This is a genomic window from Nocardia sp. GP40, assembly GCF_050434125.1.
Lineage (GTDB): Bacteria > Actinomycetota > Actinomycetes > Mycobacteriales > Mycobacteriaceae > Nocardia > Nocardia albiluteola.
On sequence record NZ_JBNPVW010000010.1, the window covers coordinates 153,963 to 178,334 of the forward strand.

The following is a 24,372-nucleotide window of genomic DNA, read 5'->3' on the forward strand; positions in this document are numbered from 1 at the left end:
TCGAGCCCAGGTAGACCGATCGGTGTAGTGAGCAGGCTAGTACACCGATCGGTATACTCGCAAGAGTATGCTGGGCCGAACGGACGAGGGAGGTGCGCGATGGGAGCCCGGGATCGGCTGATCGAGGGCGCGGTCGAGCTGATGCGGCGAAATGGTGTGGCGGGCACCGGAATCGCGCAGCTACTCGAGTGCAGCGGCGTCTCCCGGCGCTCGGTCTACCTCAATTTCCCGTCCGGTAAATCCGAGCTGATCGCCGAGGCGACCCGCACCGTCGGGCAGGCGTACAGTGCGGTGATGCGCACCATGCTCGCGGGCGCTGACCTGGCCTCGTGCGTGGCCCAGGTCCCGGCGATATGGCGCGAGATGGTGATCGCGAGCGACTTCACCGCGGGGTGTGCGATCGTGGCCGCTGCACTAGGCCGCAGCGAGGCGCCCGCGGCGGCCGATGCGGCCGGGGAGACCTTCGCCGAGTGGGAGGGCATCGTCGCGGAGCGGCTCCGGGCCGAGCGGGTCGATCCCGAGCTGGCGCTCTCGCTGGCGACCACCGTCGTCGCCGCGGTCGAGGGCGCGGTGGTCATGTCCCTGGCGACCCGGTCCGCCGCCCCGCTCGAGCGGGTCGCGGCGCAGCTGGCCGATCTGGTGGCGCACCACACCGGGGCCGCCTGAGGCCGCGTCGAAATATGTTGTGCGAGTTCAGCCCGCGGCCGGCGCGCACTCCTGACCGGCCGCCGTCGTCGCACGATGCGGCAGCACCGTCCGATTGCGGCCCGCGGCCAGGCCGGGTAGCCCGGTGAGCGCGGCAACGCCCAGCATGACGATCATCGGCACGGTCCAGTTGCCGACCGCGTCGTGCAGTGCGCCCAGCGCCAGCGGTGCGGCCGCGGCGATCACGTAGCCGACACCCTGTGCCATGCCGGACAATTGGCGCGCGGTCTGTGCATCGGGGGAGCGCAGGCCCAGGAAGGACAGCGCGGTCGCGAACGCGGCGCCCTGGCCCAGACCCAGCAGCACCGCCCACGCCCACACCGATCCGACCGGCGCCCAGGCGATTCCGGCGAACCCGATGACGTTCAGCACCACCGCCGCGGCGACCAGCGGGCGTTGATCCCGCAGCCGGCGTTCGAACAGCGGCACCGCCATCGCGCCGACGGCCTGCGTCAGACTGACCAGCGAGACGGCGTACCCGGCGGCCTCCTTGCCCAGGCCGCGATCGATGTAGATGGTCGGCATCCAGCCGATGATCGCGTAGGCCAGCACGGATTGCAGGCCCATGAACGCGGTGACCTGCCAGGCCAGCTTGTCGCGCCACAGCTCCCAGTGCCCGCCCGGCGCCGCCGCCCCTGGATCTCCGCCGCGCCGCAGCCTGGGGAGCCAGGCCAGCCCCGCAACGGCCGCCGGAATCGCCAACAGCGCCAACGGCATTCGCCAGCCGGTGTGAAGTCCGTGCTCGATCGGGACCGCCAGCGCCGAGGCCCCGGCCGCGCCGACGGTGACCGCGACCGAGTACACCGCGGTCACTGTCGTGACCCGATCGGGGTAGTCGCGCTTGATGATCGCGGGCACCGCGATATTTCCGATGCTGATCGCCACGCCCGCCAGCAGCGATCCCGCGAACAGCACCGCCGTCACGGGGATGACCCGGATCAGCAGCGTCGCGGTCAGCAGCCCCATCGCCGCGACCAGCAGGGTCTCCGGCGCTGGCGAGCGCCGCAGGAATGGCGCGATCAAGCCGTACATGCCGAAGCAGACCAGCGGCAGCGTCGTCATCGCGCCCGCCGCGGCGCTGGACAGATGCAGCTCGTGCTGGATCTCGGACAACATCGGACCGACCGCCGTCACCGCGGGCCGCAGATTGATCGCCACCAGGACGATGAGTAGGAGCCTGAGCGGGGCGCTGTCGGTGAAGCCGCCGAGAGGCCGCGCACGGCCGGGGTGACGGCGGAGGTACGCCGAGGGGGTGCTGTCGGCGGAGCCGTCGGTGGACCGCGCACGGCCGGAGCGAATGCGGAGGTACGCCGAGGGGGTGCTGTCGGCGGAGCCGTCGGTCGACCGCGCACGGCCGGAGCGAATGCGGAGGTACGCCCACTGCTGCCCGGACATCACCGCGCCGACTTTCTGTCTTGTGCCGCAGGCGATTCCGGGGACCGCGAGCCGGGTTGTCTTCGTGAATCGCTCGTGCCCTCCGGCATACTCCGGATGCGGACTTCCGGAGTGTTCGGCGTATCGGTACCCGCGCCGGCCTTCGCCCGGGGAGCCCTGGCGTTCGCCGTCCGGGTCGCGCGGTGGGGCATCGCAGGATCGACTGCAGCGCCCGTATTTTCGGCCTCCGCGAGCGAATCCAGCACGGCCAGTGTCGGTTCCACGACCGCTGCTGCCGCCCGACCCGCCGCCTCGGCGTCACCGGCGGCGATTGCGTCGACCACCGCGCGGTGCGCGGCCGGACCCGCCTCGGGTACCTCGTGGTCGCGGCGCACCGCTCCCAACGCCTGCCGCAACTGCGCCGCGAAGAAGCGCCCGGCCTCGACGAGCACCGGGTTGTGGGTGATCTCCATGATCGTGAGGTGGAACTCGGCATCGGTATCACCGAATTCGATTGCGCCCGTGGCGGAATTCCGCGCCTCGAGCAGGGTGTGCAGCCGCGCGATATCCGCCTCGGTGCGCCGCCGGGCGGCCAGCTTGGCGGCCTGCACGTCGTAGGCCAGCTGCACCTCGAACACGTCGCGCACATCGCAGCGCTGCATCCGCTGCAGCAGCGGCCGGGGGTCGGCGGCGCTGCGCACGTAGGTGCCGTCGCCGCGCCGCACCTCGAGCACGCCGATATGGGTCAGGGCGCGGATCGCCTCGCGCACCGCCGGGCGGCTGACCCGCAGTTGCCGGGTGAGCTCCAGCTCGCCGGGAATCCGCTGTCCCACGGCCCATGCCCCGCTCCGCACGGTCGCCTGCAGCTGGTCCAGGACCGCGTCCACCGTCGATCCGGCCGAGACCGGTGTCAGTTCCACCACTGCTCCTCCTGTCAGATGTCAGACATCTTATGGGCGGGAGCGACGGCCGGACAAGGGGGCGGCGGGGATGCCGGCGTGGGTTGAATCACCCGGTCAGTAGGCTGGTGGGCATGAATGCTCCCACCGCCACCGGCACCGACGTTCGCGCGGCGGTGCACGACGCGGCGCGCCGGGCCCGGGTGGCCTCGCGCACGCTCGCCCGCCTTACCACCGCCGAGAAGAATGCGGCCCTGCACGCGTGCGCCGATGCGCTGCTGGCCGCCGCCGATCGCGTGCTGGCCGCCAACGCCGGGGACATCGAGGCCGCGCGGGCCGCGGGCACCGCCGCTTCCCTGCTGGACCGGCTGCGCCTGACCCAGGCGAGGCTCGAGGGGATCGCCTCCGGGCTGCGTCAGGTCGCGGGCCTGCCCGATCCGGTCGGCGTGGTGGTGCGCGGCTCCACGCTGCCCAACGGCCTCGAGATCAAGCAGGTGCGGGTGCCGCTCGGCGTGCTCGGCATGGTGTACGAGGCGCGGCCGAACGTCACCGTCGACGCCTTCGGGCTGGCGCTGAAATCCGGCAACGCGGCCCTGCTGCGCGGCTCCTCCTCGGCCGCGCGCTCCAATGCCGCACTGGTCGAGGTGCTGCGGGAAGCGCTTGCGGCGCAGGATCTTCCGCCGGACGCGGTGCAGTTGCTGCCGAGCCAGGACCGCTCCAGCGTCACCCATCTGATCCAGGCGCGCGGCCTGGTCGACGTCGTCATCCCGCGCGGCGGCGCCGGACTGATCGACGCGGTCGTCCGCGACGCGCAGGTGCCCACGATCGAGACCGGCACCGGCAACTGCCACGTCTACGTGCACGCCGCCGCGGATCTGGACATGGCCGAGTCCATCCTGCTCAACGCCAAGACCCGGCGGCCGAGCGTGTGCAACACCGCCGAGACGGTGCTGATCGACAGCGCCGTCGCGGATGTCGCTGTGCCCCGGCTGATCTCGGCGCTCGAGACCGCCGGGGTCACCGTCCACGGCGATCTGCCCGGCCTGGTGCCGGCCACCGACACCGACTGGGCCGACGAATATCTCTCGATGGACATCGCCCTGAAGGTGGTCGAGGACCTGGACGCCGCCCTCGAACACATCAACCAGTGGGGCACCGGCCACACCGAGGCCATCGTCACCTCCGACCTGCGCGCCGCCCGCGAATTCACCGACCGCGTGGATTCGGCCGCCGTCATGGTCAACGCCTCCACCGCCTTCACCGACGGCGAACAATTCGGCTTCGGCGCCGAAATCGGCATCTCGACCCAGAAGCTCCACGCCCGCGGCCCGATGGGCCTACCGGAACTGACCTCCACCAAGTGGATCGTCTGGGGAGACGGGCAGATTCGCCCGGTGTAGGTGCTCGGCGAGCTGGTCCGGCCGACTGTACAGGCCGACCAGCTCGGCACTCGGTTCGGCGCCGGCACACCGGGATCCGCATTGCGACAACGCTGATCACGGCTAGTGATGAATACCAGTGCCCGGGTTGCGGCGGCAGATTGCTTGCGCATCGATCTCGGGGGGTTGCTCGAACTCGCATGAGATATGATCTGGCCCTTGAAGATACGCGGAGGGGGGAATACTCGGTTGCTTGCCACAAGGGGGGATAGTTCTGCGCTGCAAGCGGAGATCGCCGCCTTCTACTCCGGGTTCGGGCAGCCCGAGCTCTTGATGGACGCGTTCGCCGATGCCGTACTGCTGATCCAGATCACCGATGACGACCGGATCCTGGTATCGCAATTCGAGGGCGTCGGATGGATCTGCGCCTTCACCAGCGTGGGGGAGTTCGCGCGATTCCTGGTGCGCCGCACGGTCGTCCCCGATCGGGAACAACCGTGGCGGGAGTGGTCTGACCGGTGGCCGATCAGCTGGATGTCGACCCGAAGCTGCTGCAGGAGGCAGCCGACGGCATCAACAAAATCGTCGGCGAGTTGTCCGACGTGGGTATCGAATCGACCGCCGTGGTCGGGCGCGGATTCTCGGACACGAGGCTGTCGCCGATGGAGGCGGGAAACGAATCGGTGCGGGAGGCATTCGGCACGTTCTGTGACCGCTGGTCGTGGGGAGTGCGGGCGTTGGTGCAGGACGGCAACGACATCGCGGACACCCTGAATTTGGCCGCCGGGCTGTACCACGAAGAGGACGAGGAATTCTCCAACACGTTCAAGGAGGCGTACGCGGACCTCACCAGCAATCCGCACCTGACCGCCCAGCAGGTCGATGCGCAATCGTGGGGGCAGACGTTGTCGGACAACATGGTCAACAACGCGCTTCATCCCGACTACAGCCAGAAATCGTTCGAGCAGATGGCGGCGCACAATTCAAATGACGCACGGGCGGTCATAGCGGCCGCACCGGGAGTCGTGACGAACCCGATCACACCCTGGAAATCGGCGGATCCCGCAGCGGCGGCCAAGGCCCGGGCCATTCTCGGGCAGCCGGGACAGAAGTAGATGTTCGACGACCTCAGCGACGCGATCTCCGCCGCGGAGAAATCGGTCGGCGAACTCGCGGACGCAGGGCTGCACAGCGTCGCCTCCGTGGCACACAATGTCGGCGCGGACTCGGTGGCAAAGGCCGCACGGTTCACTCGACCTCCCCGACCCCGTAGGCCCCAGATCCACACCAGAAGCACGCCCCACCGACGCAGCGCCCGGACACAACAGCCCCCGTGATCCGGCGCGACCCGGTGACCACAACCCCGGTCCCGAGACACCGCGCAATTCGCTGAACCTCCCTGACCAGGTTCCCGCTAAATCACCGGAGCCAGTGCACCCGAATGCGGTACCCGACGCTCCTCCAGACCCTGGCGGCGCGGAGCCACACCCGACTGCGCCGGATCTGCCATCCGTAGAGATCAACGATGTTCACCCTCCGGGGATGACCAAGGTGGACCTCTCCCCGGAAGATCAGAAGGTACTGGACGACTACATCGGGGGGTATGGGCCAGCGGCGAACTACGCGGTCCGTAATGGCATCGCCACACCGGAACAGCTCGCGCACCTCCGGCGTGTCGACGAGGTGGTGGCCAAGATGCAGAGCTATCAGGGTCGCGTGTTTCGCCGAGCTGAGTTGAGCGCTGAGGATATCGCGAAGTATAAGGAAGGCGCTATCATCACCGAACCTACTCCGACGTCGAGTTCAGCGTCCCCGAAAGCTGGTGACGACCTGCGGGCAAATCGCAACGTTGAATTTCAGATAATTTCTAAGGATGGAAAATACTTGGGGCTAAATTCCGCCATCCCCTACGAGCATGAAGTAGCGTTCCCGTCAACTACAAAATTTTCTGTTTCGAAGAATTTCTTAGATCCCGTTACTGGCCGTACAATAATTCGATTGATAGAACGATAGGAGTCGAAATGGCTGAATGGTACAAAGGGAAACGCTTCTCAACCCCCGAGGAGGAAGGGCTTCCACCGCTGACCGAGCAGGAGATCGCCGACGCCGACGCGGCGTTCGAGGAGTTCGACCGCCTGCGGGCAGCCGTCCCTCCGGAGCAGCGGTTCCCCCTCCGGGACCACTTCGTTGAGGACGACAGGCTCGGTGCCGAGGCCCAGGCGGCGTACCTGGCCGAGGTCGAGGAGCGGAAGAAACGCGGCGAGCACCAGGATTGACGCCCGCCAGGTGCGTCCTGTGTCGGTATGCCGCGCCGAGTTCGACCGAACTCGGCGCGGCCCGCGATGCCAGGTGCGCGCCGTCGAACGCACCCGCGGTGGCGGGTCGCCCAGCCAGCTGAGCTGCATACGAAACTACCCAAGTGATGGAACTATAAGGAGTACGACATGGAGGAAATCGGCGGAAAGATCTTCCAAACCCCGGAAGAGGCGGGAGTCCCCCGACTCACCGAGGAGGAGATGGCGGCCATCAGGGCCAAGTTCGACGAGTACAACCGCCAACGTGCCGCTGGTGAGTGGCGTGAGCATACCCAAAAGCTGCCCGGGCGATTCGGTGGAACCGATGACCTCGCCGGCACCGAGTACGAAGGTTGGACCCGTGACGCGAGTACCGGCCAGTGGTACGACAAAGATGGCCGCCCGGTTGACGACAGCAAGTGACGCTCACTGTGGAGTGGTCATCGGTGACCTCTGCATTCGCTACCGAAACCGGTGCGCCACAACCACATCCGCATGACGACGCTGATCACTCACCGCACAGCCGAGCCGCCGCCGATGAGGGCGTGCGCGAGGAAGCCTCGACCTCCGGCGCCGCCCACAACCGCACCGAGCACGAGAGAACCATCTCCGATAACCATGTCGACCTCGGTACGGGTGAGTTCTTCCTAGCGCAAACCGATGTCGAGCTACTCGGTGTGCTGTCACTGGTATTGCGGCGTACACACTGCTCGAATTACCGGTTCGGCCGGTGGTTCGGTCCGTCGTGGTCGGCGACGCTGGATGCGCGACTGGTGGTCGAGCGCGAGGGGGTGACCTTTCTCGGCGAGGACGGTGTCATGCTCGCGTTTCCGCACCCCGAAAACGGAGTCGCGGTGCAACCGATTACCGGCGTGCGGCGGTGGACGCTGACGCACACCGAGGTCGGCGCCTATCAGCTGTGGGATCAACGCCGGGAACTGATTTGGCATTTCGCGCCCGAGCCGGGACTGGGCGGCGAGGAGTCTCAGCTCGGGAACTATGCGGTGTCGGCGATCACCGACCGGTTCCGCAACCGCGTCCGGTTCCAATACGACAGACGCGGTGTGCCGGTGGCGGTTTCACATTCCGGTGGATACCGGGTGTCGATCGATACCGAGTCGGGACGGATTACGCGGCTGTCGGTGCACGACCGCGGTTCGGTCATTCCGATTCGGGAATTCGCCTATGAGGCAGGTGAATTGGTGGCCGAAACCAACGCCGTCGGTGCGAGCACGCAGTACACCTACGACGAGCATCGGGTGACCGCGTGGACGGACTCCAACAGCAACCAGATGGTGAACACCTACGACGAATCCGGGCGTGTGGTGTTCCAGCGTGGCATCTTCGGCGTCCTCGACTGCGACTTCATTTATGCCGAATTCCCCGACAACACTGGCTCTCTCACCACTGTGATCGATTCTCTCGAGGCGGTCACCCGTTACGGCTTCGATCACGATCTACAGTTGCGGGATCTGGTCGACCCTGGCAGCGGGCACACGCACCGTGACTACAACGTCGACCGCCGCCCGTTGAAGGTCATCGGCCCCGATGGCGCGCTCACCCACTATCGCTACACCGCCGATGGTGACATCGCGCAGATCAGGCGGCCCGACGAGTATGCCCTGTCGTTCGAGTACGCATTCCGCGGGCGGCCGACAGTGTGCACCGATGTCGACGACAGTGTGCGCCATCAGGAATGGGATGGCTCGGGCAACCTCATTACGGTGACCGATCCCGCGGGAGCCCGCACCGAATACCGGTACCATCCCAATGGCGCTGTCGCCGAGGTGATCGGCGAGGGTGGTGTTCGAACCATGATTGAAGTCGACGGGGCCGGACTGTCGACGCGGATCACCGATCCCGCGGGCGCGGTCACAAGCGTCGATCGTGACGGGTTCGGCCGCCCGATCCTGAGCATCGATCCCCTCGGCGCGCAGATCCACTACGAGTGGTCCGTCACTGGAAAGCTGCTGAGCCGCACAGATTCTGACGGGCATACGGAGTCGTGGTCTTACGACGGGGAAGACGGTCTGCTCACCCACACCGACCGCGCCGGGGGACTGACCTCGTTCAGCTACGGACCGTTCGCCCTCGTCGCCGCCCGCGCCGACCCCGACGGCTCCACCACCGACTTCCGCTACGACTCGCAACGCCGTCTCATCGGTGTGATCAACCCACTGGGCCAGCGCTGGAGCTATGAATACGACCTCGCCGGGCGACTCATCGCCGAAACCGACTACAGTGGCGCGGTCACCCGCTTCACTTACGACCGGGACGGGCGTGTCGCGACTATTACCGCCGACACCGGCGTCACCCTTCATCACAGCTACGACCTCCTCGGCCGCCCGATCGAAACCATCGCCGACACAGGAGAATTCGTCAGGTACACCTACGACCCGGCTGGGCGCGTCCGCACCGCCACCTCCGGGACCGGCGACGAGATCGGGCGCACGTTGGCCTTCGGCTACACCGCGACCGGCGAATGTGCGGCCCAGCAGCTCGACGACGAGCCTGCCATGCGGTACGAATACGACTCGCAGGGAAGGCCGACCCGACGAACGAGTCCCAGCGGTGCTGTCACATCGTGGAAGTACAACTCCGCCGGCCACATCCGGAGCATGGATACCGACGATCATTGTGTGGACTTCTCCTATGATCCGCTCGGCCGTCTTACCGGATGGCGTGTCGGTGAAATCGATTGCAGCAGAGCGCACACCGAATACGGATGTGTTTCCGCACAACAGGTCATCGCATTCCCCGCGGTGTCGCTGAGTCTGGACCTGGGGTCGGCCAACCGTCCCGACCCGATGTCGATACGCCGCGACGAATACTCCTACCGCCCAGATGGATACGTCACCGCCCATAGGAGCGATTGCACCGGCACCGCACCGGTCGAACGGCAATACACCCGGGATCCCGTGGGTCGGGTGACCGCTGTCTCCCGGAACGGAATCGCCTCCGCGACATATCAATACGATCCGCTGAGCAACATCGTCGCCGTGACTGTTCCGCACGCCACCACCGGTGCCACAGGGCTGGAGCTCGACGAGGACGGTAGCCGTGAGTACCGCGGCAACCTCCTCATTCGTGCCGGTCGCACCCACTACCACTACGACCGGTCCGGGCGGCTCATCCGTAAGGAAAGAACCCACCGGTCGCGGGAAATCGAAGTCTGGCACTACCGCTACAACGCATTCGACCAGCTCACCGATGTGTGGACTCCCACCCGGCAATGGTGGCACTACACCTACGACGGCCTGGGGCGTCGCGTCACCAAACTTCTCCTCCGAACCGATGGAACCGTCGTCGAAGGTGCCGACTTCACCTGGGATGGAATCCATCTGATCGAGCAGGAAACAGAACACTCGATCACCCGGTGGAACTATGAACCCCACACCTTCGTGCCCGTCACGCAGACTACGGACCGGGCGGGTGTAGTCGACCGCGAATTCCTCGCCGTACTCACCGATCCCACCGGTTCACGAACAGACCTCATTGACGCCGACACGGGGCAGATCGCGGGTTCTGCGGAAAGCGACCTGTGGGGGCAAATCGTCTGGCACGTCGGCAACAGCACACCGCTGCGATTCCCGGGCCAGTTCCACGATCCCGAGACCGGCCTGCATTACGACGGTCAGCGTTACTACGATCCCGAGACCGGTCGATACATCACTCCAGACCCGCTCGGTCGCGATTCGAGTCCGAATCCTCACGTCTATCAGAACATCCCCCGATTGCCCACAATGCTCACCGCCTCCAACCTCTGTGCGTTTCTGGGCCTTTGCGGCAAGCCTGACCAGCGCCCGGTCCAGCTCGGATGCCGGGAGAGTTCGGCTTCGGCGCGGAATTCGGCGTCTGGACTGAGAGGCTGCGCGCCCGTGGTGGCGCTACCGGAACTGACGTCCACAAAGTGGATTTACTGGGGAGACGGGCAGATTCGGCCGGTGTAGTCGGGCGCGGCAGGTCGGGATATTCGAATCTGTGCCGTCGAAACAGGGCGAAAGATCCTGTCCCGCACTACTGTCGATTACGGCTCGAAAAGTGGCCGGGCACTTGTGCTTCTGTGGGGGCCGGTGCTGACAGTTAGTGTGTTGCGCCCTCGGTGACCCGAGGGTTGGAAAGGTTGGAAACGAATGATTCGAAATGCCCTGGTCAAGTCCGGTCGAGTGGTGGCGTTGAGCGCCCTGCCGCTGGCCGCCGCGGTGGTCTTCGCGGGTGCGGCCTCGGCCGACACCGGTACGCATGCGCCTACGGCCGCGCCCGTCGCCGCCGGAATTCCGCTGCAGCCCGGCGATATTGCCACCAACCCCAAGGCTCAGTACCCCAGCCCGGTGCTGAACGGTGCGGCGGCCGGTGCGGCGATCGGTTCGGCCGTTGGGTCGGCCACCGGTTCGGGCGGCCCCATCCTCGGCGGTCTGATCGGCGCCCTGGTCGGGGATCTCAACCCCAATGTGATCCCCCAGGTTCTTCCCTGACCCGGTCGGATTAGTTCGGGGGCGGCGGCTCAGCGCGGGGTGAGGACGATGCGTTGATCGCCAGGGGTGCGCAAGTCGCCGCCCTCGGCCACGACATGCCGTGGCCGTGTCGTGCACCAGCTTTCACCAGCTGGATTCGAGAGTTTGCTTGCCAGGGGGGATTTCGACGACGTTGGTTAGGGGGCCAACCGCCGCCGGATTGTCCCAGCCGGTCGGGGTTTCCGGGGTATCGGCGTCCTGTTCGGTTGCGGAGTAATCGGATTCGGGGTTGGCGAGTCCCGTGGTTGCGAGCTGGTTGGTGACCGCGGCGGCGTACGGGTCGTCGCGCAGGGCGCGTTCGAAGGCTGCGGCGGTTTCTCCCGCGAGATCACAGGCCGCGGTGTGGGCGCGGACGATCTCGGTGGCCAGCTTCGGCAACCCGATATCGGCGATACCCTCCGCGAGGGTCAGATTGCGTATTCGGCCGGTGGCGTCGACGGTGACCGCTATCGCGCCGTCCATGGATTCTCCACGGCTGCGGATGGCGGCGATGCCGCGCTGAATCTCCGCGGCTCGCGCCATCATCTGCTCGAGAGCGGTGTCGGTATGGGCCATGGTCAGTCGACCTTGCTCGGCTGGTTGGTGATCAGGGCGCCCACGTTCCGCAGTGATCGGACAGGCGTGTTGTTGTTGTCGTCGAAGTAATGACTGTGCGCGGCCGAGCTGTATCCGTCTTCGTACCAGGACCCCGAGGGACCGGGATCGGACGCGAACTTCTTGCCCCCGAAATCCCCTGCGGCAGGGTCGACTCCCAGCGGGCCCTCGGGCTCGACATGACTGCCGTAGTGGGCACCCATGTAACCGAAGATCGGGCTGAACGGGTCCAGCGGGCCGCCGGTGAGGAGGTAACCGGCAACGCCGCCCGTCAGGATCCCCTTGCTGTGCGAGTAGAGAGGAATCACGTCGTTCGCCGCTCGCGTCGCCCAGACGTGTTGGCTCACCTGCTCTTGCGACAGACCGGCGAGGTGCAGATCGCTGGCGTGCTCGACCGTGGTGCCGGGGCTCGCGATCAGTACCACCTGGTCCGCGTCGAGGGGGTGTTTGGAATTGCTGGCGGCGTCACCGATGAGGGTGGTGCCGTAGCTGTGGCCGATGACGGTGTTGAAGGAAGGTGCTCCCTCATGTGAGGCGCGCAGGCCGCTCTGGAAACTGTCCAGCGCCGGCACGCCGGCGTCAGCGTATGAACGGTATGAAGCGAATGGAGTGTCTATGGCGCCCCACAAACCGTCCAACTTCGACATCGGCGGGTTGTAGCCGTACCAGCAGACCACCGAGGTGCTGCCGGGAGCACCAGCGGCGGTCGTCAGCATATGCTGGCTGTTTCCCATGCCACTGTGGATCTTCGACAGATCCTGCCCGGTGCCGGGCACGTAAGTGGCCACGTACTGCGCGGTGTCAGGGTTCTGGAGGGCGATCGCGCCGTGACCTTGCGTGTCGATGTGCAGCAGGTAGGGGTCCGGGTTGTTCGGGTCGTTCAGGGCGTCGGCGACGGCCTGGTATCCGTCCTGTCCCGCGCCGCCCTGGCTTTGCAGTTGCGTCAGATACCGGCGGTTGTAGTGGTCGCGGTCGACACAGGGCATGCCGTCGATGTTGCCGATGGCCGGATCGGCGGCGGCCAGCGCGTCCTTCTCGGCGGGAGTCAGTGTGACCCACCAGTCGTGGAACTGCTTCGGATCGTTGGCGAATGGGACGTTGCCCTGCGCAGCCAGGGCCAGGAACGGCCGGAAAGCGGCCGGTATCGGCTCCGCGTCGGGGTTCTTCGCCAGGGCGGCGATCGCCTGGCCGGCGTTGGAAATTTCGATGGCGGCGGCAGCGTCGAGGTTGTTGAAGCCGGCAACCGCGGGAACCAGATGGGACTCGATTTCCCTGGCGCGTTCGTCCGCGGCCGCCTGCGCCGCCAATAGCATCTTGGTGATCGCATCCGGATGCGCCTGGCAGGTGGTGGGCCGGAAAAACGTCGGCGCCGTGACATGGCCGTCGGGTGCGACTGTGCATCCCGCCGCCTTGGCCTGATCGTCGTAGGTCACGACGGTCTGGCGGGCCGGGCCGAGGGCGGCCGCGGCATTGCCGAGCGCCTCGATCTGCGCATCGATCGCGGTGGCCAGGGCGCTGCCCGCGAGATGGTTGGCCAGGCTCGTCGTCGATGCCGCGGTCGCGCCGTCGCCCTTCCAGGTGCTCATGGTTTCGTCTACACCGCGGCGTATCTGGTCGAGCGTCGAACTGAACGTACGGTTCTTCTCGGCGAGGGAGGTCGCCGTCTTCACCAGGGTCTCCGGATCCGTGGCGCGAATCTGATCGACCGTCGCCATCAGGCCGCGCCCCGGTCGTATTTCTGGAGCGCGGTGGAGTTCTCGGTATCCATCGCGTGGTAGTCCTTGATGCCGGCGCCGCACGCGAACGACATGTGCTCGATCGTGTGTGCGATCTGCGCATATCCGGCCAGGATCGGTCCGGCGAGGCCCTCGGCCGCCGCGCCGGTGGCTGTGTCCTTCATCGCGGATGCGGCATCCGAGGCTGCCTTGCTGGGATCGATCGCCGTGATGGTTGCGGACTGAACGCTCAGCATTAACGCCAGATTCCCAAGAATCACGGTATCGACTTGCACGACGATCCCCCTCGTTGTCCCTCGCGTCGCAAGCGGTGCATCGCTCGAATGCATTATCCAGCACCGAAAGTCGTTGACAACTCCACCGTAGAGCACCAGGCGGATTCTTGAATATCCGCCTACGCGCGGATGTTCCCACGCGTTCCGGCCGACCCGGGACCGGGCCCGTCGGCGTCCGGCGGGTGGGGTGTGTACCGTTGATCCTGGGCTTTACGGTGCATAAACGCTTGTGCTCACCGCCCCGCCCCCGGTAGAGCTGAGTGTGAGTGGCGGCGGTCCACTCCGGAGGAGGACCTGTGCAAACCGTGCACGAACCGATCTTCACCTCGGTGGACGAGGTGATCGATCGGCTGGCCACGACCGGGTATCTGGCCGACAAGGCGACGGCCACCTCGGTGTTCCTGGCGGACCGGCTCGGCAAGCCGCTGCTCATCGAGGGGCCCGCGGGTGTGGGAAAGACCGAGCTGGCGCGGGCGGTCGCGCAGGTAGCCGGCGCGGAGCTGGTCCGGCTGCAGTGCTACGAGGGCATCGACGAGGCGCGGGCACTGTACGAGTGGAATCACGCCAAGCAGATCCTGCGCATTCAGGCCTCCAGCGAGAACGGTTGGGCGGAAACGAAATCCGACGTGTTCAGCGAGGAATTCCTGCTCTCGCGCCCGCTGCTGACCGCGATCCGGCGCAGCGACCCGACGGTGCTGCTGATCGACGAGGCCGACAAGGCCGACGTCGAGATCGAGGGCCTGATGCTGGAGGTGCTCAGCGATTTCGCGGTGACCGTGCCCGAGCTCGGCACCATCACCGCCACCCGCATGCCGTTCGTGGTACTCACCTCCAACGCCACCCGCGAACTGTCCGAGGCGCTCAAGCGGCGCTGCCTCTACCTGCACATCGACTTCCCCGGCGAGGAGCTCGAGCGCCGGATCCTGGCCAGCCGGGTGCCCGAGCTGCAGCCCTCGGTGGCGGCGCAGCTGGTGCGGATCGTGCACGTGCTGCGCGGAATGCAGCTCAAGAAGCTGCCCTCGGTGGCGGAATCCATCGACTGGGGCCACACGCTGCTGGCCCTGGGCCTGAAGGATCTGGACGACAATGCCGTGCGCGCCACCCTCGGCGTGGTGCTCAAACACCGCAGCGACCACCAGCGCGCGCTGGCCGAGCTGAAGCTGGCCTGATGTTCGCCGGCAGAGCCCGTCTACCGGCCGCCCGCACGCCGGCCGACCTGCCGGACAACGCCCCGCACGGGCTGCCCGGACACCTGGTCGGATTCGTGGAGGCGTTGCGCGCCAAGGGAATCCCCGTCGGCCCCTCGGAGACCGTGGACGCCGGTCAGGTGCTCACGGTGCTGGATCTGCTGGATCGCGAGATGGTGCGCGAGGGCCTGGCATGCGCGCTGCTGCGCCGTCCCTCCCAGCGCGCCACCTTCGACGGGCTCTTCGACCTGTGGTTTCCCGCTGCGCTCGGCGAGCGCGCCGGCGCGGACGAGATCGAGATCCCGCGCAAACCGGACGGCGAGGTCGACATCCTCGAGCTGCGAAAGATGCTCGCGGAGTTGCTCGTTGCCGACCCGTCCGGGGAACGCACCCGCGCCCTGCAGGAGCTGGCGGCGCAGATGGTCGAGCAGATGGGGCAGTACCAGTCGGCCGGTGGCCCCTCGTTCTCCGCATACCAGACGCTGAAGGACGTGCAGCCGGAGCTGCTGGTCAGCAAGCTCCTCGCGGGATTGGCCGCGGGCGTGGACGATTCGGACTTCGGCTCCGAAATCGCCCGGCGCGCTGCCCGTTCGCGGGTCAAGGAGTTCCGCGCCACGGTCGAGGCCGAGACCAGGCGCCGCGTTGCGGAGCGGATCGGGCGCGAACGGGTGGCCTCCTACGGCGTGCAGCGCCAGGCCCAGGACGCGGACTTCCTGCGCATCTCCGAGAACGAGCTGGCCGAGCTGCGACGCAGCAGCCAGCGGCTGGCCCGTGTGCTGGCCTCCCGCCTGGCCGCCCGCCGCCGTCGCGCCCGCCGCGGCGAGATCGATCTGCGCCGAACGCTGCGCCGGTCGATGTCCACCGGCGGCGTGCCGATCGATCTGGCGACCCGCAAGCCGCGCCCGGGACGCCCGGATCTGGTGCTGCTGTGCGATATTTCGGGATCGGTGGCCGGATTCTCCAGCTTCACCATGCTGCTGGTGGATGCGCTGCGCGAACAGTTCTCCCGGGTGCGTATTTTCGCGTTCGTGGACCGGGCCGACGAGGTCACCCACCTGTTCGACCAGGTCACCCCGCTGGATCAGGTGACCCGGCGCATCTTCAGCGAGACGAAGGTCGTCGGCATCGAGGGGCACTCCGATTACGGTGCGGCCCTGGACGGATTTGCCGAAGGCTGGCCCGACGCGGTCACCAGCCGCACCTCGCTGCTGATCCTCGGCGATGCCCGGACCAACTACCGCGACCCCGCGCTGGACACGCTGCGCCGGCTGACCGAGACCGCCAAGCACGCCTACTGGCTCAATCCCGAGGCGGAGAAGGTATGGGGCACAGGAGATTCCGCGGCACATCGGTACGCGGAGATCATCGAGATGTACGAATGTCGTTCGGCGCGCCAGCTGACCGCGGTCGTGGGGCAGCTGCTGCCGGTGTGAGGGCGGCCGCACGGCCCGCCGGCGGGTATTAGGTTTTCTTAAGCGCACGGCAGGGGAGCGTGGTGACCATGCTCGCATGGATACCGCGGAGATCCGGCACGCGCTCACCAGTGCCCGTACCGTACCGGACGGCAGTGGCCGCACCCGCCGCCTCGAGACGCTCGCCGACGCCGCGCGCGACGGCGCCGACCGGCTGGCCGAGGCGGAGGTCCTGCTGGACCTCGTCCGGGCATACACCTATGCGGGGGAACGGGACCTGGCGCCGTCGGCCTTCGACCGGCTGCTGCGCGTCTTCGACGACAATGCCGGCGCGGTGGGCGCGCTGTCGCATTCGGTGCACTGGTATCTGAAGTGGATGACGCACAACCTCATCGACAATCCGGCGGTGTCGCTCACCACCGTGTACCACTGGCTCGATGAGCTCGAAAGGCGATACCGTGCAGCGGAATACAGTATGCGACCCGTGCTGAAGCTGCGCTCGGAGCTGGCCCGCAATCTGGGCGATTACGAGACCGCCGCACGGCTGCGCGAGGAGTCGCTGGCCGCCCCGCGCGACACCATGACCGATTGCGAGGCCTGCGAATGCCATTGGGCGGGAACGTTGTCCGTGGCAATGGGCGAGGATCGGGATGCGCTGGAGCGGTGGGCGCCGGTGCTCAACGGCAGGCGGCGCTGCACCAAGGAGCCGCATCGCATCCGGGCGCACGCCCTGCTGCCGCTGGTCCGTGCCGGTAGGGTCGGCGAGGCCCGCAGCGCGCATCTGACCGGATATCCGCTGGTCCGTGACAAGCCCGGGCTGCGGTACGCGGTCGCGCAGCACATCGAGTTCTGCGCCCTGACCGGCAACGAGGCCCGCGGCCTGGACATCCTGGCCGAACACGCGGGCTGGCTCACCGACGCGGGCGCCGATGCCGATCTGCGCCTCGAATTCGCCACCGGGGCAGGTGTGCTGCTGCGCCGGCTGGTCGAGCTGGGGCACGGCGATCTGCTGGTCGGCAGCCGGACGGCGGGGTCCGTCCTGGCCGAGCTGCTCCTCGAGATCGACACCCTGTGCAACCGGTACGACACCCGCAACGGCACCGATGCGGTCAGCACCGCCATCCGGGCGCGCCTGGTCGCGGCGCCGCTGCTGGACCGTCTGCCGCTCGGCATCAGGAGCTCCACGTCGCTGCGGCCGGCCGCGGCGCACCGCGCGGATCCGTCCGCCGAGGCGGCGCGGTGGGCCGGCCGGCTCGGCGAGCTCGCCGCGGCCCGGCTGGCGGCCGACCCGGCCGGCGCCGAGCAGCGCCTGCGGCATGCCCTGAACGTCGGGGCGCGAGTACTCTCGCCCGAGCAGCTGGCTCGGCTGAGTTCGCTACTGGTAACGGCGATCTCGGTGCAGCCGGGCCGGGAATCGGCGCTGGCCGACGCGGCCGTGACCGCGGCCTGGCGCTGGGAGACCCTGTCCGAGGCCGACGCGGTGCATCACGCCCTGGTCGCCGCCCGCGCCTGCCATCGCGCCGGGCGCCACGGTGAGGCGGCCGCGCTGTTCGAACAGCCCCTCTCGCTCGCACCGGCGGAGCCCGGCACCGACATTCCGTATCCGCCGTCCGAGATCGCGCTGATTCGACGGCAATTCGGGGAATCGCTGAACGGCCTGAACCGATATCCCGATGCTGCAGCGCAATTCACCGAGGGCGCCCGGCTGGTCCTCGACACCCCCGCGCATCGTGAGTTGCATGCGGAGCTCGAGCACGCCGCCGCGGCGGCGCTGTCGCTGAGCGGCCGTGACGCCGACGCCCTGGCCGCCTACCTGCGCGCCGCCGAGCTGTTCGATGTCCTCGATCGGCTCGCCGCGCGTGCCCGGTGCCTGCGCGCGGCGGCATGGCTGCAGTTCTGGGGCGAATCCCGCGAGCAGGGGCTGGGGACCATGCGGACTCTGCTCTCGGATCTCGTGCTGCGTGCGGAGGCCGCGCCCGCTCCGGAGGTCGATGCCGAACTCGTGCAGACCCGTCGCCAGCTCGAGGCCATGCTGGACGAGGAGCGTGCCGAGTGACCCGCCTCGCGGTGGTGCTGACGGTGGCCGCCCTGATGGCTATCGCCCTGTGCGCCGGGTCCGGTTCGGCGACCTGTGCGGCCGCCGGCTCGCCGCACCACCATCGCACCTCGGTCGTGCGCGTGGAGCGCTGCGCCGCCGCCGGGTTCCGGTCCCTGGTGGATCGCTGACAGCCCGTCTCCGCCGTCGGGGGGCGCGGTACCGGGGGGTTCGTACACCGCCCAGTAAGCTCGACAGCCGTGCAAGAAACAGGCCGGCGCAAACTGGGCGTGATGGGCGGAACGTTCGACCCCGTCCACCATGGGCATCTGGTCGCCGCCAGCGAGGTCGCGCATCGTTTCGATCTCGACGAGGTCATCTTCGTGCCGACCGGGGAACCCTGGCAGAAGTCGGGAAAGCAGGTCAGTCCGGCCGAGGATCGCTATCTGATGACGGTGATCGCCACCGCCTCCAATCCGCGGTTCTCGGTCAGCCGAGTCGACATCGACCGCGGCAAGACCACCTACACCGTCGACACGCTGCGTGACCTGCAGGCACAGCATCCGGATGCGGAGCTGTACTTCATCACCGGTGCGGACGCGTTGTCCAACATCCTGACATGGCAGGATTGGACGGAACTGTTCGAACTCGCGAAGTTCGTCGGGGTGAGCCGTCCGGGATACGACCTGAATATCGAGGACCTCGAGAAACACCTTCGGGACAGTCCGGACGATGCGGTGACCGTGATCGAGATCCCGGCCCTGGCGATCTCCTCGAGCGAGTGCCGCCGCCGCGCGTCCCAAGGCCGGCCGGTGTGGTACCTCGTTCCGGACGGGGTCGTGCAGTACATATCGAAACGGCACCTCTACGTGCCGGGGAGGAACGGAAGGTAGGCCTATGACAGCATCCGCCGAGGCAGCGCAGATGGCGCAGGTGGCTGCGCTCGCGGCCGACGAGAAGCTGGCCACCGACGTGGTCGTGCTCGACGTGTCCGAACAGCTGGTGATCACCGACTGCTTCGTCATCGCGTCCGCGCCCAACGAGCGTCAGGTCAACGCCATCGTCGACAACGTCGAGGAGAAGCTGCGGCTGGCCGGGCACAAGCCCGTGCGCCGTGAGGGCACCCGCGAGGGTCGCTGGGTGCTGCTCGACTACGTCGAGGTGGTGGTGCACATCCAGCACAGCGACGAACGCGATTTCTATGGGCTGGAACGGCTCTGGAAGGATTGCCCGGCGATTCCGGTCGCCGGGATAGGGAAATCCGGGACTCCCGGCGAGTGACCGCCGGTCCGCGCGCGGGAGAACTTTCGGACAGATATGGAACCTATGAGTAAGCACGCGGGCGTGCGCCGGTTGATCCTGTTGCGGCACGGTCAGACCGAATGGAACGCCACCGACCGCATGCAGGGCCAGTACGACACCGAGCTGAGCGAACTCGGCCGCCGCCAGGCCAAGGTGGCGGCCCGCGAGCTGGGCGGGAGCGATGCGATCGCCCTGCTCTCCTCGGACCTGCGGCGCGCCTACGACACCGCCGCTGCGCTGGCCGAGTGCAGCGGCCTGGACATCGTGCCTGATCCGCGGCTGCGCGAGACGCTGCTGGGTGAGTGGCAGGGCCTGACGCATGTCGAGGTGGACGCGCGGTGGCCCGGGGCCCGCCAGCGTTGGCGCCTGGATGTGAATTTCACCCCGCCCGGCGGCGAGAGCAAGGCCGAGGTGGGCGCGCGGGCGCTGCCGGTCGTGCGGGAGCTGTTCGCCGCGCGCGCGGACTGGCCCGGTCGTACCATCATCCTGGTCGCGCACGGCGGGTTGATCGCCGCTCTGACTGCCGCATTGCTCGAGTTGCCCCCCGCGAACTGGCCCGTCCTGGGTGGACTGGCGAATACCAGCTGGGTGCAGCTGAGCAGCCACGGTCCGAGCATCGAGCAGCCCGGGTGGCGGCTCGATGTCTGGAACGCGGCGGCAAAGGTAGCACCTGATGTCCTCTGAAAAGTCCTCCCCGAACGACCGGGACGAGCCGGCCCGGCAGGTGTCGGACGAATTGCTTCGCAAGGCGTCCGAGGGACCGGTACGGCACCTACCGGACGCACTGTTCGGCGGCCCGGGCCCGGCGCAGGAGCCGACGTCCGGCGGTGAGGCGTCCGCGTCGCGCGGTGACGCCTCGGCGCCCGACGGCGGCGCCGGGCCGGCTGCCGCGGGAGCCGAGCGCGGTGTAGCCGTATCGGATGAACTGCTGCGCAAGGCATCCGAGGGTCCCGTGTGGCACCTGCCGGATCTGCTCTTCGGCGGCTCGGTGCCGGAACCGGCCGCATCGCAGCAGGATTCGGTCGTGTCGAGCGCGGACCGATCCGGTGGGGCGGCGGTTCCGGAGGAGGCCGAGGGGGATACCGGTCCGCCGGGGACGTCCGCAGGCGAGCCCGCGACCGCCGGATCGGCCGCCACATCCTCCGCCGCTGCCGGTGGGGTCGCTGCGTCGGATGTGCTGTCCGACACTGCCTCCGGCGATGAGTCGCCGGTCGTCACCGATACCGTCGCGCCGGGTTCGGATCCTGCCGATCCCGCGAACAATGATTCGGACGTGACGCCGCCCCTGGTGGCCTCCGACGTATCGGGTCCGCGGGACACCGGGGATGCCGATGATCCCGAGCCCCGGCCGGTCCTGTTGGTGCTCGCCGACTCGCTGGCGTATTTCGGCCCCAAGGGCGGATTGCCCGCCGACGATCCCCGCATCTGGCCGAATCTGGTTGCGGCGGAGTTGGATTGGGATGTCGAGCTGGTCGCCCGGATCGGCTGGACCTGCCGGGACGCGTACTGGGCGCTGATCGGCGACCCGCGGGTGTGGGCGGCGGTGCCGCGTGCGGGCGCGGTGGTATTCGCAACCGGCGGAATGGATTCGCTGCCCTCGCCCCTGCCCACCGCGCTGCGGGAGCTGATCCGCTATGTGCGGCCGCCGGAGCTGCGGCGAGTGGTGCGGGACGGGTACAACTGGCTGCAGCCCCGGCTGTCCAGGCTCGGTCGTCCGGTGGCGCTGCCGCCGCGGGTGAGCGTCGATTATCTGGAGCAGTCGCGCACTTCGCTCGCGCAGCTGCGGCCGGAGCTGCCGATCGTGGGTGTGCTGCCGTCGGTGCACGACTGCGAGGCGTACGGCCGCGTGCACACGGGCCGCGAGCCCGCGGTGCGGGCGCTGCGCGAGTGGTCCGCGAAAACCGCTGTGCCGCTGGTGGATCTGGGCGATGCGGTGCGCGACAATATCTTCTCCGGTGAGTCGAATCCGGATGGCATCCACTGGGGTTGGGAGGGGCACACCGCCGTCGCGCGGGCCATGGTGAAGGCGATATCGGAGGTGCGGTCCTGAAGCCGCTCCAGGAAGGTGCCTGACCGATGTCCGTCGTGGTGGTCACCGATTCCTCCGCGAGCCTGCCCGCGGATCTGATTGCGGACCTGGGCATCCTCGCGGTGCCGCTGCATGTGCTCGTGGACGATCACGAACTGCGGGAGGGTGTGGACGACTGCGCCATCGACTACAGCTCCGCCACGGTCACCACCTCTGCCGCCTCGCCCGGTGAGCTGCGCGAGGCCTACGAGCGGGCGTGGGCGCTGTCCGAGGGCGATGGTGTTGTGGCCGTGCACATTTCGCGCCAGCTCTCCTCGACGTGGGAGGCGGGTCGTCAGGCGGTGCACGACATGGACGCCGCCGATCGGGTCCGGCTGGTGGATTCGCTCAGCGCCGGACTCGGCACCGGCCTGCCCACGCTGGCGGCCGCGCGCCGCGCCCGCTCCGGCGCGACGCTGGACATGGTGTACGACACCGCCGTGGCCGCCGCGGGCCGCGGCCGGGCCTTCATCATGGTCAACCGCACCGAGCAGTTGCGGCGGGGCGGCCGTCTGAGCACCGCGGCCGCGTTCTTCGGCACCGAACTGGTGACCAAACCGCTGCTGCAGATCGTCGACGGTCGTTTGGAACTGCGGGAAAAGGCCCGCACCCGATCCAAGGCCTATGCCAAACTCGTTGCCGCGGTAGTGGATGCGGCTGGTGAGCATGGGGCGGCGATCGCCGTGCAGCACCTCGGCGCGGCGGATGCGGCGGCGACTCTGACCGGGCAACTCGCCGAGCTGGTTCCCGATATCCGGGAGTTGGTCACCGCCGAATTCGGGCCGACGTTGGGTGTGCATCTCGGGTCCGGTGCTGTCGGGGTGGTGGTGGTCCCGGGCGGTTGCGGGTAGGTACTCGGTCCCGCGACGACGGACTGGCGTCAGGGGCGGTCGTTGGATCATCGCGACGCGTGAGGAGCGGGCGACGTCGGGCACAGCGTGATCCGATCGTCGCCGCGGCACGATCTTGCACGGTTCGAATCCGCAGTTCAGGAGCTCGCTGAGTCTGGTCGGTGAGAGGTCGTTGGGCGTTGGGCAGCGGCGTTTCGAGGTGAGTTGTCCACAGCGGATCCGTTGTCCACAGGGCAGATATCGGCCCAGCTCGCGGCGGGGGATGTCGGATCGGCGCTCTTACGGTGGCTTCCATGGGGCGCGATGACGAGCGGATGCGAGTGCGGGAGCGGCTGGGGGCGCTGGAGGGCAAACCCGGCGGCCGTGGTCCGTTGCGCAGCGGTCGTTGGGACCTCGACGAGATTGCGTCCTGGGCAACCGATTCCAGCGGGGAGGAGCAGGAATACGGTGCGGCCGAGCAGGAATACGGCGCTGCCGAGCATGATCACGTAGGTCGTCGGAAGGCGGGGGAAGGTGACTTCGGGGACGGGTCCAGGGCCCGTGAAGGAGTTCGCCACGGCTCCCATCAGAGCAGCCGTCGGATGTCCGCTGAGCCTGTTCATTCCGCGGCCGGGGAGGCTTGGCGCGCGGGATTTGGACGGCGGGCGTCGCGGTGGAGGCGGGGCGATGGTGACGGGTCCGGCATCGCTGACTCGGCCGGGACGGAACATTATGGGGCCGAACGCGATCGGGCTGGCGACCGAGAGGGGTGGGATCGCCGGTCGGTGGACGAGGAGTCGGATCTCCGTGAGTCGGTTCATGAATCGGCTGGTTATGCGGAAGGTCAGGTCGAGGAGTCTGGGTATGAACCGGGCGACCGCGAGCGGGCTCGGGTGCACGAGTCCGGGTGGGACGATGCCCCGGGAGCGCCACCTTCACCGCAGTGGTTGAACGAGCCGGTGGGGAGTGTGGCGATGTGGCACGGGCGGTTGGTGCCCGAGCGATTTCGGGGGCTGCGGGTGCACCCCGGGCGGCGCGGAGTGCTCGCACTGGCGGGGGTGGGTGTGGCTGCCGTACTGGTGGCGGCCGCCGCGGCGCAGCGGGAAAGGCCTGTGGCGGAGCCGGTTCCGCCGTTGCCCGCGGTGCAGACCGCGGAGGCGACCGGTACCGCGACGGGGCCGAGCCGACCCGCGGATACGTCCACGCCGGCGCCCACCAGCGATCCGCCCGCCGAGTTGGTCGTGAGTGTTGTGGGCCTTGTGGAGCATGTCGGCCTGATGCACCTCCCGGCCGGATCCAGGGTCGCCGATGCGGTGGCGGCCGCCGTGGCCGAGCAGGGCGCAGACCTGGCGCGCCTCAATCTCGCGCAACGGCTGGCCGACGGTGACCAGGTCGTCGTCGGCGCACTAGGCCCGAACGCCGGATCGCCGCAGCTCGGCAGCGCGATCATCCCCGCAAACGAGCGCCCGCCGTCGGCCCGGACTTCCGGCGCGGCAATGCCTTCCGGCCCCGCGGCCAAGGTCAACCTGAACACCGCCAGCGAATCGGAACTGGATTCGCTGCCCGGCGTGGGCCCCGCGACGGCCCGCAACATAGTGGCCTGGCGCACCGAACACGGCCGCTTCACCGCCATCGACCAACTCGCCGAAATTCCCGGCATCGGCCCCTCCCGCCTCAACCGCCTCCGCGGCCTGGTGACGCTGTGAGCGAGCTTGCGAGCGAACCATCAGTACAGCGCGCCCCGGGCACGACGGAGCCGAGCGCCAGC

At 68.1% G+C, this 24,372-nt stretch carries 22 protein-coding genes and 1 pseudogene; 18 read left to right on the top strand and 5 right to left on the bottom strand.

What is annotated here, in order from left to right:
- Positions 1-99 precede the first annotated feature (99 nt).
- Positions 100-666 carry a TetR/AcrR family transcriptional regulator gene (locus ABH933_RS28215; RefSeq protein ID WP_429413087.1) on the top strand — a complete coding sequence of 189 codons (567 nt, stop codon included), beginning with the start codon at positions 100-102 and terminating at the stop codon, positions 664-666.
- A gap of 27 nt (positions 667-693) precedes the next feature.
- Here ABH933_RS28215 and ABH933_RS28220 read toward each other — a convergent pair whose 3' ends face one another.
- Positions 694-2,100: a CynX/NimT family MFS transporter gene (locus ABH933_RS28220; protein ID WP_429415558.1), complete on the bottom strand. Its 1,407-nt coding sequence runs from the start codon at positions 2,098-2,100 to the stop codon at positions 694-696.
- The gene (locus tag ABH933_RS28225; protein ID WP_429413089.1) at positions 2,100-3,002 is read right to left on the bottom strand and encodes a FadR/GntR family transcriptional regulator; all 903 of its coding nucleotides are present in this window, start codon (positions 3,000-3,002) and stop codon (positions 2,100-2,102) included. The genes ABH933_RS28220 and ABH933_RS28225 overlap by 1 nt, the downstream gene beginning before the upstream one ends.
- Positions 3,003-3,031: 29 nt before the next feature.
- Between ABH933_RS28225 and ABH933_RS28230 the strand changes: the two genes are divergently transcribed.
- The 7 genes and pseudogenes from ABH933_RS28230 to ABH933_RS28260 all read left to right on the top strand — a co-directional run bounded on the left by ABH933_RS28230 (position 3,032) and on the right by ABH933_RS28260 (position 11,126).
- A complete protein-coding gene (locus tag ABH933_RS28230) occupies positions 3,032-4,378 on the top strand; it encodes a glutamate-5-semialdehyde dehydrogenase (RefSeq protein ID WP_429413091.1) in 1,347 nt (448 codons plus the stop codon).
- A 497-nt stretch (positions 4,379-4,875) separates the two neighbouring features.
- On the top strand, positions 4,876-5,472 hold the full coding sequence (locus tag ABH933_RS28235; RefSeq protein ID WP_429413093.1) for a type VII secretion target: 597 nt from the start codon (positions 4,876-4,878) through the stop codon (positions 5,470-5,472).
- A gap of 427 nt (positions 5,473-5,899) precedes the next feature.
- A complete protein-coding gene (locus tag ABH933_RS28240; protein ID WP_429413095.1) occupies positions 5,900-6,370 on the top strand; it encodes a hypothetical protein in 471 nt (156 codons plus the stop codon).
- 8 nt (positions 6,371-6,378) lie between these two features.
- Complete coding sequence (locus tag ABH933_RS28245; RefSeq protein ID WP_429413097.1) at positions 6,379-6,633, top strand: hypothetical protein; 255 nt, start codon at positions 6,379-6,381, stop codon at positions 6,631-6,633.
- Positions 6,634-6,801: 168 nt separating this feature from the next.
- Positions 6,802-7,074, top strand: coding sequence for a hypothetical protein (locus ABH933_RS28250; RefSeq protein WP_429413099.1), 273 nt, complete (start codon positions 6,802-6,804; stop codon positions 7,072-7,074).
- Positions 7,075-7,196: 122 nt separating this feature from the next.
- Positions 7,197-10,361 (top strand): annotated as a pseudogene (locus tag ABH933_RS28255) (DUF6531 domain-containing protein); the annotation flags it as partial.
- A 423-nt stretch (positions 10,362-10,784) separates the two neighbouring features.
- A complete protein-coding gene (locus tag ABH933_RS28260) occupies positions 10,785-11,126 on the top strand; it encodes a hypothetical protein (RefSeq protein ID WP_429413101.1) in 342 nt (113 codons plus the stop codon).
- 123 nt (positions 11,127-11,249) lie between these two features.
- On the opposite strand, the gene ABH933_RS28265 is transcribed toward ABH933_RS28260, so the two are convergent.
- From ABH933_RS28265 to ABH933_RS28275, 3 genes are read right to left on the bottom strand one after another with little or no spacing between them, the layout of a single operon-like run.
- Positions 11,250-11,720 (bottom strand): YbaB/EbfC family nucleoid-associated protein, encoded by a 471-nt coding sequence (locus ABH933_RS28265; RefSeq protein ID WP_429413103.1) that lies wholly within the window; start codon positions 11,718-11,720, stop codon positions 11,250-11,252.
- 2 nt (positions 11,721-11,722) lie between these two features.
- Complete coding sequence (locus ABH933_RS28270; RefSeq protein ID WP_429413105.1) at positions 11,723-13,474, bottom strand: alpha/beta hydrolase; 1,752 nt, start codon at positions 13,472-13,474, stop codon at positions 11,723-11,725.
- The gene (locus tag ABH933_RS28275) at positions 13,474-13,824 is read right to left on the bottom strand and encodes a hypothetical protein (RefSeq protein ID WP_429413107.1); all 351 of its coding nucleotides are present in this window, start codon (positions 13,822-13,824) and stop codon (positions 13,474-13,476) included. The genes ABH933_RS28270 and ABH933_RS28275 overlap by 1 nt, the downstream gene beginning before the upstream one ends.
- Before the next feature lie 242 nt (positions 13,825-14,066).
- Between ABH933_RS28275 and ABH933_RS28280 the strand changes: the two genes are divergently transcribed.
- From ABH933_RS28280 to ABH933_RS28325, 10 genes are all read left to right on the top strand, one after another.
- Positions 14,067-14,939 (top strand): AAA family ATPase, encoded by an 873-nt coding sequence (locus ABH933_RS28280; protein WP_215917748.1) that lies wholly within the window; start codon positions 14,067-14,069, stop codon positions 14,937-14,939.
- Positions 14,939-16,390 (top strand): vWA domain-containing protein, encoded by a 1,452-nt coding sequence (locus tag ABH933_RS28285; RefSeq protein ID WP_429413109.1) that lies wholly within the window; start codon positions 14,939-14,941, stop codon positions 16,388-16,390. Before ABH933_RS28280 ends, ABH933_RS28285 begins: the two co-directional genes overlap by 1 nt.
- Before the next feature lie 76 nt (positions 16,391-16,466).
- Positions 16,467-18,425: a hypothetical protein gene (locus tag ABH933_RS28290; protein WP_429413111.1), complete on the top strand. Its 1,959-nt coding sequence runs from the start codon at positions 16,467-16,469 to the stop codon at positions 18,423-18,425.
- Positions 18,422-18,595 (top strand): hypothetical protein, encoded by a 174-nt coding sequence (locus tag ABH933_RS28295; RefSeq protein WP_429413113.1) that lies wholly within the window; start codon positions 18,422-18,424, stop codon positions 18,593-18,595. The genes ABH933_RS28290 and ABH933_RS28295 overlap by 4 nt, the downstream gene beginning before the upstream one ends.
- A gap of 69 nt (positions 18,596-18,664) precedes the next feature.
- A complete protein-coding gene (gene nadD, locus ABH933_RS28300) occupies positions 18,665-19,297 on the top strand; it encodes a nicotinate-nucleotide adenylyltransferase (protein WP_429413115.1) in 633 nt (210 codons plus the stop codon).
- A gap of 4 nt (positions 19,298-19,301) precedes the next feature.
- A complete protein-coding gene (gene rsfS / locus ABH933_RS28305) occupies positions 19,302-19,685 on the top strand; it encodes a ribosome silencing factor (protein ID WP_429413117.1) in 384 nt (127 codons plus the stop codon).
- A 45-nt stretch (positions 19,686-19,730) separates the two neighbouring features.
- On the top strand, positions 19,731-20,390 hold the full coding sequence (locus ABH933_RS28310) for a histidine phosphatase family protein (protein ID WP_215917754.1): 660 nt from the start codon (positions 19,731-19,733) through the stop codon (positions 20,388-20,390).
- A 601-nt stretch (positions 20,391-20,991) separates the two neighbouring features.
- Entirely contained in the window at positions 20,992-21,756 is a 765-nt protein-coding gene (gene octT, locus ABH933_RS28315) for a diglucosylglycerate octanoyltransferase (protein ID WP_429415561.1), read from the top strand.
- A gap of 26 nt (positions 21,757-21,782) precedes the next feature.
- Positions 21,783-22,625, top strand: coding sequence for a DegV family protein (locus ABH933_RS28320; protein ID WP_429413120.1), 843 nt, complete (start codon positions 21,783-21,785; stop codon positions 22,623-22,625).
- Between the two features lie 971 nt (positions 22,626-23,596).
- Entirely contained in the window at positions 23,597-24,310 is a 714-nt protein-coding gene (locus tag ABH933_RS28325; protein ID WP_429413122.1) for a ComEA family DNA-binding protein, read from the top strand.
- Positions 24,311-24,372 lie beyond the last annotated feature (62 nt).